This is a genomic window from Streptomyces sp. WAC04114 (assembly GCF_019733245.1).
GTDB lineage: Bacteria > Actinomycetota > Actinomycetes > Streptomycetales > Streptomycetaceae > Streptomyces > Streptomyces massasporeus_A.
The window spans coordinates 1-9,477 of sequence record NZ_JAIGQA010000249.1 but is presented as its reverse complement, the minus strand read 5'-3'; the positions used below and the strand labels follow the sequence as shown (position 1 = coordinate 9,477).

At 72.5% G+C, this 9,477-nt stretch carries 10 protein-coding genes and 1 pseudogene; 3 read left to right on the top strand and 8 right to left on the bottom strand.

All coding sequences use genetic code 11. The annotated features are described in order from the left end of the window. Together K4G64_RS40820 and K4G64_RS36505 are read right to left on the bottom strand one after the other, a co-directional pair. Positions 1-863: pseudogene (locus K4G64_RS40820) on the bottom strand (hypothetical protein); the annotation flags it as partial. Between the two features lie 23 nt (positions 864-886). Further along, entirely contained in the window at positions 887-1,126 is a 240-nt protein-coding gene (locus K4G64_RS36505; RefSeq protein ID WP_190902210.1) for an SCO4848 family membrane protein, read from the bottom strand. A gap of 91 nt (positions 1,127-1,217) precedes the next feature. Between K4G64_RS36505 and K4G64_RS36500 the strand changes: the two genes are divergently transcribed. Continuing rightward, entirely contained in the window at positions 1,218-2,525 is a 1,308-nt protein-coding gene (locus K4G64_RS36500; RefSeq protein WP_374206496.1) for a D-alanyl-D-alanine carboxypeptidase family protein, read from the top strand. Here K4G64_RS36500 and K4G64_RS36495 read toward each other — a convergent pair. Genes K4G64_RS36495 through K4G64_RS36480 form a run of 4 tightly spaced genes read right to left on the bottom strand, consistent with a single transcriptional unit; the run spans position 2,473 to position 5,324 of the window. Continuing rightward, the gene (locus tag K4G64_RS36495) at positions 2,473-3,390 is read right to left on the bottom strand and encodes a YihY/virulence factor BrkB family protein (protein ID WP_221760178.1); all 918 of its coding nucleotides are present in this window, start codon (positions 3,388-3,390) and stop codon (positions 2,473-2,475) included. The genes K4G64_RS36500 and K4G64_RS36495 overlap by 53 nt on opposite strands. Beyond that, complete coding sequence (locus K4G64_RS36490) at positions 3,378-3,833, bottom strand: GtrA family protein (RefSeq protein WP_221760180.1); 456 nt, start codon at positions 3,831-3,833, stop codon at positions 3,378-3,380. Before K4G64_RS36490 ends, K4G64_RS36495 begins: the two co-directional genes overlap by 13 nt. A 32-nt stretch (positions 3,834-3,865) precedes the next feature. After that, entirely contained in the window at positions 3,866-4,810 is a 945-nt protein-coding gene (locus tag K4G64_RS36485) for a decaprenyl-phosphate phosphoribosyltransferase (protein WP_221760177.1), read from the bottom strand. After that, entirely contained in the window at positions 4,803-5,324 is a 522-nt protein-coding gene (locus K4G64_RS36480; protein ID WP_221760176.1) for a phosphatase PAP2 family protein, read from the bottom strand. The genes K4G64_RS36485 and K4G64_RS36480 overlap by 8 nt, the downstream gene beginning before the upstream one ends. A gap of 133 nt (positions 5,325-5,457) precedes the next feature. Between K4G64_RS36480 and K4G64_RS36475 the strand changes: the two genes are divergently transcribed. Together K4G64_RS36475 and K4G64_RS36470 are read left to right on the top strand one after the other, a co-directional pair. After that, positions 5,458-6,840: an FAD-binding oxidoreductase gene (locus K4G64_RS36475; RefSeq protein WP_221760175.1), complete on the top strand. Its 1,383-nt coding sequence runs from the start codon at positions 5,458-5,460 to the stop codon at positions 6,838-6,840. 22 nt (positions 6,841-6,862) lie between these two features. Beyond that, positions 6,863-7,618, top strand: coding sequence for a decaprenylphospho-beta-D-erythro-pentofuranosid-2-ulose 2-reductase (locus K4G64_RS36470; RefSeq protein WP_097219499.1), 756 nt, complete (start codon positions 6,863-6,865; stop codon positions 7,616-7,618). A gap of 27 nt (positions 7,619-7,645) precedes the next feature. Here the strand turns inward: K4G64_RS36470 and K4G64_RS36465 are convergent, their stop codons facing one another. Together K4G64_RS36465 and trpS are read right to left on the bottom strand one after the other, a co-directional pair. Further along, positions 7,646-8,224 carry a 2'-5' RNA ligase family protein gene (locus K4G64_RS36465; protein ID WP_221760174.1) on the bottom strand — a complete coding sequence of 193 codons (579 nt, stop codon included), beginning with the start codon at positions 8,222-8,224 and terminating at the stop codon, positions 7,646-7,648. Between the two features lie 140 nt (positions 8,225-8,364). Next, positions 8,365-9,378: a tryptophan--tRNA ligase gene (gene trpS / locus K4G64_RS36460; protein WP_221760173.1), complete on the bottom strand. Its 1,014-nt coding sequence runs from the start codon at positions 9,376-9,378 to the stop codon at positions 8,365-8,367. Between the last annotated feature and the right edge of the window lie 99 nt (positions 9,379-9,477).

Sequence of the window (9,477 nt, the reverse complement as noted above, 5' to 3'; positions counted from 1 at the left end):
GAGGCGGGCGCTCCATCGGCATCACCGGTCTCGGACGCGGTCGCGGGCTCGGGGGCCGCACCGTTGCCGCTCGCCTGCGGCGCGGCGGTCTCGGCCGTGGGCGCCCCGGCGACACAGTCGGGATGCGACACGGCTGCGGGTGCCGCCGCGGAAGCGGTCGCTCCTTCGCCACCCGCACGCGAGACCGCCGCGGGCACGGCGGACGCGGTGGAGGACGCGGTGGAGGACCCGCCACCACCGCCGTTGAGCTCCGCGGCCCCCGCGGAGACGGGGGCAGCGCCGACACCCGGCCGCGCGCCTGTCGCCGTCGCGGACGCGGGCGCGGGGGCCGCGCCGCTGCCGTTCGCCTGCGGCGCGGCGGTCTCGGCCGTGGGCGCCACGGCGACACGGTCGGGCTGCGACACGGCTGCGGGCGCCACCGTGGCAGCGGTCGTTCCGCCGCCGCTGCCCTGGGGGTCTGTCTCGGGGGAGCCGGGTGTCGTGGGCGGCCCGCCCGCGGAATCCGCCGGGGCGGGGCGTGCGCCCTGGTCCGTTCGTCTCGCGCGGTGTTCCAGGAAGCGGCGCAGGAGGGGTCGGACGATCTCGCCGGCCAGCACCGCCAGCAGCAGGTACATCGACAGGGCCAGCCACAGGAAGCCCGGCCAGGCGAGGACCTGCTGGAGCCAGAAGGGGGCGCCGGAGCGCTCGGCGACCAGGGCCGCGATCGCCAGGACCCAGCCGCCGGCGATCAGGACCGCGCCGGCGCGGCGGGCCGGGCCCGGGCCACGGGTCGTGTCGCGGAACAGGCGGCGCCACACGTACCAGTTGGCCGTCACGACGACGGTCAGGACCAGTACGGCGACGAGTACGAAGACGATGATCACGGTGGGGATTCTCCCGATCGCCGCTATGACGTCCGGCGCAGTGCGCGCAGACCACGCAACCCGATGGCCCCCACGACCGTCCCCAATACGAAGGAAACGACCGCGAGCAGCAGGTGCACCCAGAAGTAGGCCGTGGGATCACCGTCGTCGAAGGCGAGCCCGCTGCTGTCCTTGACGAGGTTTTTGACGAAAGTGATCCAGATGACCCAGCTCCACACCCCGAAGGCGAGCAGGAACCAGGAGACGGGGCGGCTGAGCTTCATAGGACCAGTATCGCCAGGCCGTGTCCTGTTCCGTTCCCGGGGTGGGGCCGCAGGCGGGACTTCCCCCCGTACGGCATGTACGTTTCCGACCGTGCCCGCTCCGAAGAAGACCGCCAGGCGATCCCTGCTGGTCACCTCCGCCATCCTGTCGTCCCTCGCCCTGGCCGCGCCCGCCGCCGTGGCCGCCCCGAAGCCCTCGGACAGCCCGTCGGCGAGCGCGAGCCCCTCGGCCACTCCCCCGGCGTCGATGTCGAGCGTGGGCGGTGCCCGGCTGGGCAGGCCGGGGACGCAGGTGAACCTGGCGAGCGGCGTACCGGTGCTGCCGAAGGACGTGAGCGCCCGCTCCTGGATCGTCGCCGACGCCGAGACCGGTGACGTGCTGGCGGCGCACAACGCGCACTGGCGCCTCGCCCCCGCGAGCACGCTGAAGATGCTGTTCGCGGACACGCTGCTGCCGAAGTTCCCGAGCGACACCAAGCACAAGGTCGTGCCCGCGGACCTCGCCGGCATCGGCGTGGGCTCCAGCATGGTCGGGATAAAAGAGGAGGAGACGTACACGGTCCACGACCTGTGGCTGGGCGTCTTCCTGCGCTCCGGGAACGACGCCGTGCACGTGCTGTCCGCCATGAACGGCGGCGTCGAGAACACCGTCAAGGCGATGAACGAGCACGCCGAGGAGCTCCAGGCCCTCGACACGCACGTCGTCAGCCCGGACGGCTACGACGCCGAGGGGCAGGTCTCCTCGGCGTACGACCTGACGCTGTTCGCCCGCTCCGGGATGCAGAAGAAGGACTTCCGCGAGTACGCCTCGACGGTCCGGGCCAAGTTCCCCGGGCAGACCAAGAAGGGCAAGAAGGGCAAGAAGGTCCGCGAGTCCTTCGAGATCCAGAACACCAACCGGCTGCTGGCCGGTGACGCGGACGTGCCCGTCTACGAGGGCATCGCGGGCGTCAAGAACGGCAACACCACCAACGCGGGCGCCACCTTCACCGGCGTCGCCGAGCGCGGCGGCAAGGTGCTGCTGGTGACGGTGATGAACCCGGAGAAGTCCGGGCACAACGAGGTCTACAAGGAGACGGCCCGGCTGTTCGACTGGGGCTTCAAGGCGGCCGGGAAGGTGCAGCCGGTGGGCGAGCTGGTGCCGCCGAAGGGCGCGGCACAGGCGAAGCCCGGCGCGAACCCCTCCGGCGAGGCGGGCGGCTCCGGCGACGGTGGCAGCGGCACGGCCGGGACCGGTTCGAAGCCGGTGGCCGGCGCCCCGGCCGCGGACGGCGCCGGCGGCATCGGGACCGCCCTCGGCATCACGGGCGGGGTGCTGGTGCTGCTCGCGGGCGGCGCGTTCCTCGTCAACCGCCGTTGGCCGTTGCCGGATCTGGTGCGTCGCCGCACTCGTCCCTGATCTCGGGGACCTCGTCCTCCTTGCTCTGCGTCGCCGTCCAGGCGGCGCAGAACAGCACCAGCTTCGAGGTGAAGTTGATCCACAGCAGCAGCGCGACGGGCACCCCGAAGGCGCCGTACATGCTCTTCGCGGCCACGCCCTGCAGATAGCCGCTGAGCAGCAGCTTCAGCAGTTCGAAGCCGATCGCGCCGGTCAGCGCCGCGACGAACAGGCGGTGGCGCGTCGGCTCGACGCCGGGCAGCAGGGTGAGGACGTAGAGCAGGAGCAGGAAGTTCGCGAGGACGGCGATGAGGAACGCGGCGATGTGCAGCAGGACCCCGCCCCAGCCGCCCTCGTCGATGCCGAGCTGCCGGGTGACCCAGCCGATCATCGCGGAGGCGACGGCGGAGGCGGCGATGGTGACGAGGAGCGCGCCGCCGAGGCCGACCAGGACGCCGGCGTCCTTGGCGTAGCGCAGGAGCGGGTTCTCCTCCTCGTCGGGCAGCTCCCACACGGCGCGCAGGCACTCGCGCATCGAGCCGGCCCAGCTGATGCCGGTGAAGAGCAGCAGCCCGCCCGCGATGAGGCCGATGGTGCCGGCGTTGTCGACCAGGCCGGCGACGTCCAGCTGGTCGGAGATGCCGGGGACCTGCTCGGCGAGCTTGTCCTGCAGCTTGTGCTCCTGCTCGGTGCTGAGCGTGGCGGCGGCGATGGTGGCGGACACCGTCAGCAGCGGGAACAGCGCGACGAAACTCCTGAAGGTCATCGCGGCGGCCAGCCGCGGCCACTTCACGCGGTCGAGCCGCTCGTACGACCGCCACGCGTGGGTGATCATCAGCCGCTCCGACCACGGCCCGATCACCGGGAGCCTTTTCAGCCAGTCCATGATCCGACTCTGCCCTCCGCCCGGAACACCCATGTACGGGTACCCCAGAACCGCAGGACTGTGGCCAGCGCCATACCGACGACCGCGCCCGAGACGGTGTCCGCGCGCTGCGAGGTGAGGCCGAGACCGTAGTGGCTGACGGCCAGGCAGAGCAGTTGTACGGCGGCTCCGGCGAGGTTGACCGCGAAGAACACGGCGTAGGGGCGCAGACCCGGTGCGCGCGCGGTCCGGTAGGGGCCGAGGGCGTTGCCCGCGTAGGCGACCGTGCAGGCGGCCAGGAAGGACAGGGACTTGGCGGTGAGCGGGTCGAGTCCGGCGGGGCCTCGCAGGCCGGTGAACAGGGCCAGGTCGACGGCGTAGGCGAGGAGCCCGACGGTGGCGAAGCCGGTCAGTTCCCGGCGCCACGGGACGCCGGGGCGCGACGGGGGTGGCGCCGCCCGCACGGCGGGCCGGAGGACGCGCCACGCGCGCGTGGTCACCAATTCGCCACGGCCAGGCCGTACATCGCCATCCAGGCCACGCCGATGAGCGCGAGGGCGCGGTCGCGCAGGACGACCTCCTCGGGTTCGCCGGCCGTGCCGCGGTCGGCGAAGACGGCGTATCGGAGGATCGCCAGGATGAAGGCGACCATGGACAGTTGGCGCCAGGGCAGCACGCTGGTGTGCGGGACGCCGCCCTCCTCCATGGCCCACAGGCAGTAGCCGAGGACGGCGACACCGGCCGCGAGCTGCCAGACGAAGCGGAGGTAGCCGGTGGTGTACTCGGTGAGCAACGCCCGTGTGGCGCCCGCCTTTCCGGCCATCTGGACGGCTTCCGAGTAGCGCTTGGCCGACACCATGAACAGCGCGCCGAAGCCCGTGGTGATCAGGAACCAGCGGGACAGCGGGATACCGAGGGCGAGTCCGCCGATCATGGCCCGCATCAGGAAGCCGGTCGTGACGACGGCGAGGTCGACGACGAGGACGTGCTTGAGGCTGATGCAGTAGGCCACTTGCATGGCGAGGTAGGCGGTCAGCAGGGCGGCGACGGTGGGCCCGCACAGCCAGACCGCGACGGCGGGCGCGAGGACGCCGAGGCAGCCGCCGACGGCGTAGGCGACGGGTACGGGGACCTGTCCGGCGGCGACGGGGCGGTGCCGTTTGACGGGGTGGGCGCGGTCGGCGTCGGCGTCGCGGGCGTCGTTGACGAGGTAGACGGCGGCGGCGCAGGCGGTGAAGAGGACGAAGACCAGGGCGAGTTGAATGAGGGCGTGCCGGGAGAACAGCTCGCCGGCGGCGGCCGGGGCGGCGACCACGAGGACGTTCTTGACCCACTGCTTGGGGCGCGCGGTCCTGAGGAGCCCGGCCGGGAGACCCCCCTTGCGGGGTGGTGCGGACCGCTCCTCGTGGGTGCGCTGCCGCAGGACGGCCGTCTCAGTCATGGTGGGCACCTCCCCGCATCCAGCGGGCGCCGAGCCGGGCCGTGAGGGCGCCGAGGGCCGCGCCGGCGGCGATGTCGGAGGGGAAGTGGACGCCGGCGACCAGGCGTGAGACGCACACCAGGCCGGCGAGCGGCGGGACCGCGTGTGCTCCCAGGGCGCCGAAGGCGACGGCGGCGGCCGCGGCGGAGGTGGCGTGCGAACTGGGGAAGGAGTGCCGGCCGGCGGTGCGCACCAGGGGCACGACGTGCGCGGGGCGCGGACGGCGCACGATCCGCTTCACCCCCATGCTGACCAGGTGCGCCCCCGCGGTCAGCGCGGTGCCGCGCAGCCAGGCGCCGCGCCTCCCGCCGTCCACGGCGGCTCCGGCGAGTCCCGCCGCCAGCCACAGCGCCGCGTGCTCCCCCGCCCAGGACAGGGCGCGCGCGGCGCCTGCCACGCGCGGGTCGGTGCCGCACTCCCTGAGCGCCGAAACGATCCGGTGGTCCATGTGGTGCAGGTCGTCGAGGTCGTCCATGTGGACTCACTGTTCACGCCCATCAGGCCCGAACTCCGGCAATATTGAGCGACATCCCATTAATCACCCATTTCGGGGAGGGATGCCATGTTCCCGAACTGATCAGCCAGAGTAGGGCGATACGGTCACGGACATGTCTGCCGACACCGATTCCGACCCGGACATCATGGGCCTGGACCACACCACCGTAACCGGCTGGGGCCGCACCGCCCCCACCGCCGCCCGGCTGATCCGCCCCCGGTCGTACGAGGAGGCCGCGGCAGCCGTCCGGGACTGCGGGGCCCGCGGCGGGATCCCCCGGGGCCTGGGACGGGCGTACGGGGACGCCGCGCAGAACGCGGGCGGGTCCGTGCTCGACATGACGGCCCTGGACCGGGTGCACGCGATCGACGCCGCCGGCGGGACCGTGCTGTGCGACGCGGGCGTCTCCCTGCACCGGCTGATGGAGGTGCTGCTGCCGCTCGGCTGGTTCGTGCCGGTCACCCCCGGCACCCGCTACGTCACCGTCGGCGGGGCGATCGGCGCCGACATCCACGGCAAGAACCACCACGTCTCGGGCTCCTTCGCGCGGCACGTCCTCGCCCTCGAACTGCTCACCGCCGACGGGGAGATCCGCACGGTGATCCCCGGCACGCCCCTCTTCGACGCGACGGCCGGCGGCATGGGCCTGACCGGTGTGATCCTCACCGCGACGATCCGGCTCCAGCCCGTCGAGACCTCGCTGATGTCGGTCGACACCGAGCGTGCGACGGACCTCGACGACCTGATGGCCCGGCTCGCGGCCACCGACCACCGCTACCGCTACTCGGTCGCCTGGATCGACCTGCTGGCCCGCGGCGCCGCCACCGGCCGCGCCGTCCTCACCCGCGGCGACCACGCCCCGCTGGACGCGCTCCCCGCCCGCCTGCGCCGGGACCCGCTCGCCTTCCGCACGCCGCGCCTCCCGGCCACCCCCGAGATCCTCCCCGAGGGCCTCCTCAGCCGGACGACCGTGGGCCTGTTCAACGAGCTCTGGTACCGCAAGGCCCCCCGTGCCCGGACGGGCCGGCTCCAGCGGATCTCCCCGTTCTTCCATCCCCTGGACGGCGTGCCGCACTGGAACCGCGTCTACGGCCGCGGCGGCTTCGTGCAGTACCAGTTCGTCGTCGGCTACGGCCGCGAGGACGCCCTGCGCCGTATCGTGCGCCGCATCTCCGAACGCCGCTGCCCGTCCTTCCTGGCCGTCCTCAAGCGCTTCGGGGAGTCCGACCCGGGCTGGCTGTCCTTCCCCGTGCCGGGCTGGACGCTGGCGCTGGACATCCCGGCGGGCCTGCCCGGCCTCGGCGCGTTCCTCGACGAACTCGACGAGGAGGTCGCCGCCGCTGGCGGGCGCGTCTACCTCGCCAAGGACGCCCGGCTGCGCCCCGAGCTGCTCGCGGCCATGTATCCGCGCCTCGACGATTTCCGCGAACTGCGCGCCCGGATGGACCCGCGCGGGGTGTTCGTGTCCGACCTGGCCCGCCGCCTCAGTCTCTGAGCAACCTCTAGGAGCTGCTGTCATGAAGGACGCCTTCGGCCTCCCCCAGTCCCTGCTCGTCCTCGGCGGTACGTCCGAGATCGCGCTGGCGACCGCCCGCCGGCTGATCGCCCGCCGCACCCGCACCGTCTGGCTGGCGGGCCGCCCCTCCCCCGCCCTGGAGGAGGCCGCCGGGCAGCTGCGCGGGCTCGGGGCCGACGTGCACACCGTCGCCTTCGACGCGCTCGACCCGGCCTCCCACGAGGCCGTGCTGGGCAAGGTCTTCGCCGAGGGCGACGTCGACATGGTGCTGCTCGCCTTCGGGCTGCTCGGCGACCAGGCCCGCGACGAGCGGGAGCCGGAGGCGGCGGTGCGGGTCGCGCAGACCAACTACACCGGCGCGGTCTCGGCCGGGCTGGTGTGCGCCCGTTCGCTCCAGTCCCAGGGGCACGGCTCGCTGGTCGTGATGTCCTCCGTCGCGGGCGAGCGGGCCCGCCGCGCGAACTTCATCTACGGCTCCAGCAAGGCCGGTCTCGACGCCTTCGCGCAGGGCCTGGGCGACGCGCTGCACGGCACGGGCGTGCACGTCATGGTCGTCCGCCCCGGCTTCGTCCGGACGCGGATGACCGCCGGTCTGCCCGAGGCGCCGCTCGCGACCACGCCCGAGGCGGTCGCGACGGCCGTGGAACTGGGGCTGCGGCGCCGTACGGAGACGGTGTGGGTGCCGGGGACGCTGCGCGTGGTGATGGCGGCGCTGCGGCACCTGCCGCGCGCTGTGTTCCGGCGGCTTCCGGTCTGACCCCGCGAGTCCGGCCCCGCGGACGGGTCAGCGGATGGGGACGGAGCCGTGCTCCACCCGCCCGGCCTGCGGGGGTACCACCGAGCCGCGGAAGGGGAACTCGCGGAGCTTGCGCCAGACGTCGTCGGCGCCCTGCTCGTAGAGGGCGAAGCCGGTGCAGGGCCACTCGGCCTCGTAGCCGGCGAGCTCCTCGAAGGCGCGGTCCATGGCCGCGTCGTCGATGCCGTGCGCCACGGTGACATGCGGGTGGTACGGGAACTGCAGTTCGCGGGGGGCCGGTCCGGCGGGGTCGCGGACCTGCTGCTGGAGCAGCGTGCAGGCCTCCGCGCCCTCGACGACCCGGACGAACACCACGGGCGATACGGGCCGGAAGGTGCCGGTGCCGGACAGCCGCATGGGGAACGCGCGGCCGGCCGCGGCGACCTCGGCCAGATGTGCCTCGACGGCCGGCAGGGAGGCCTCGTCGATCTCGGTCGGCGGCAGCAGGGTGACGTGCGTGGGGATGCCGTGAGCAGCGGCGTCGCCGAAGCCCGCGCGCAGCTGCTGGAGCTCGCTGCCGTGAGGCTCCGGGACCGCGATCGAGACACCGATCGTTACGGTCCCCACGTCGTCTCCTGTCATGTCAGTGTGGCCGCTGATACGACCACCCGGTTATCGACTGTACGGCCACGACCGGGTTACGGGCAGGCGCAACCGGAGTGATGTACAGCGCTGTTCGGTGGTACGGCTGTGCGCGGGCGTGGCGTTCAGTGCTTGGCGGGCAGGAAGCCGACCTTGTCGTAGGCCTGCGCGAGGGTCTCCGCGGCGACCGCGCGGGCCTTCTCGGCGCCCTTGGCGAGGATCGAGTCGAGCGTCTCGGGGTCGTCCAGGTACTGCTGGGTGCGCTCCCGGAACGGCGTCACGAAGTCGACCATGATCTCGGCGAGGTCCGTCTTGAGCGCGCCGTACATCTTGCCGGTGTACTTCTCCTCCAGCTCGCCGATGCTCTCGCCGGTGAGGGTCGAGTAGATCGTCAGGAGGTTGCTGACGCCCGGCTTGTTCTCGGCGTCGTAGCGGATCACCGTGTCGGTGTCGGTGACGGCGCTCTTGACCTTCTTGGCCGTGGCCTTGGGCTCGTCGAGGAGGTTGATGAGGCCCTTCGGCGTGGACGCCGACTTGCTCATCTTGATCGACGGGTCCTGGAGGTCGTAGATCTTCGCCGTCTCCTTGAGGATGTACGGCTTGGGGAGCGTGAAGGTCTCGCCGAAGCGGCCGTTGAAGCGCGTGGCGAGGTCGCGGGTGAGCTCGATGTGCTGGCGCTGGTCCTCGCCGACCGGGACCTCGTTGGCCTGGTAGAGCAGGATGTCCGCGACCTGGAGGATCGGGTACGTGAACAGGCCGACCGAGGCGCGCTCGGCGCCCTGCTTGGCGGACTTGTCCTTGAACTGGGTCATCCGGCCGGCCTCACCGAAGCCGGTGAGGCAGTTCATGATCCAGGCGAGCTGGGCGTGCTCGGGGACGTGGCTCTGCACGAAGAGCGTGCAGCGGTCCGGGTCGAGACCCGACGCGAGGAGCTGGGCCGCGGCCAGGCGGGTGTTCGCGCGCAGGTCCGCCGGGTCCTGCGGGACGGTGATCGCGTGCAGGTCGACGACCATGTAGAACGCGTCGTGAGTCTCCTGCAGGGCCACCCACTGGCGGACGGCGCCGAGGTAGTTGCCGAGGTGGAACGAGCCGGCGGTGGGCTGGATCCCGGAGAGCACGCGAGGTCGGTCAGAGGCCATGCTCACCATTCTCTCAGGTCCCGGGCGCCGATCCGGAACCGGCCGGAAACAGCCGGTCTCCCGTCCGGCCGGTTCCGGATCGGCGCCCGGGACCTGAGA

Bases quoted from the DNA above. Each gene is read 5' to 3' on its own strand.
- K4G64_RS36485 (WP_221760177.1), bottom strand. From the start codon at position 4,810: ATGACTGAGACGGCCGTCCTGCGGCAGCGCACCCACGAGGAGCGGTCC.
- K4G64_RS36480 (WP_221760176.1), bottom strand. From the start codon at position 5,324: ATGGACGACCTCGACGACCTGCACCACATGGACCACCGGATCGTTTCG.
- trpS (WP_221760173.1), bottom strand. From the start codon at position 9,378: ATGGCCTCTGACCGACCTCGCGTGCTCTCCGGGATCCAGCCCACCGCC.
- K4G64_RS36470 (WP_097219499.1), top strand. From the start codon at position 6,863: ATGAAGGACGCCTTCGGCCTCCCCCAGTCCCTGCTCGTCCTCGGCGGT.
- K4G64_RS36505 (WP_190902210.1), bottom strand. From the start codon at position 1,126: ATGAAGCTCAGCCGCCCCGTCTCCTGGTTCCTGCTCGCCTTCGGGGTG.
- K4G64_RS36495 (WP_221760178.1), bottom strand. From the start codon at position 3,390: ATGGACTGGCTGAAAAGGCTCCCGGTGATCGGGCCGTGGTCGGAGCGG.
- K4G64_RS36475 (WP_221760175.1), top strand. From the start codon at position 5,458: ATGTCTGCCGACACCGATTCCGACCCGGACATCATGGGCCTGGACCAC.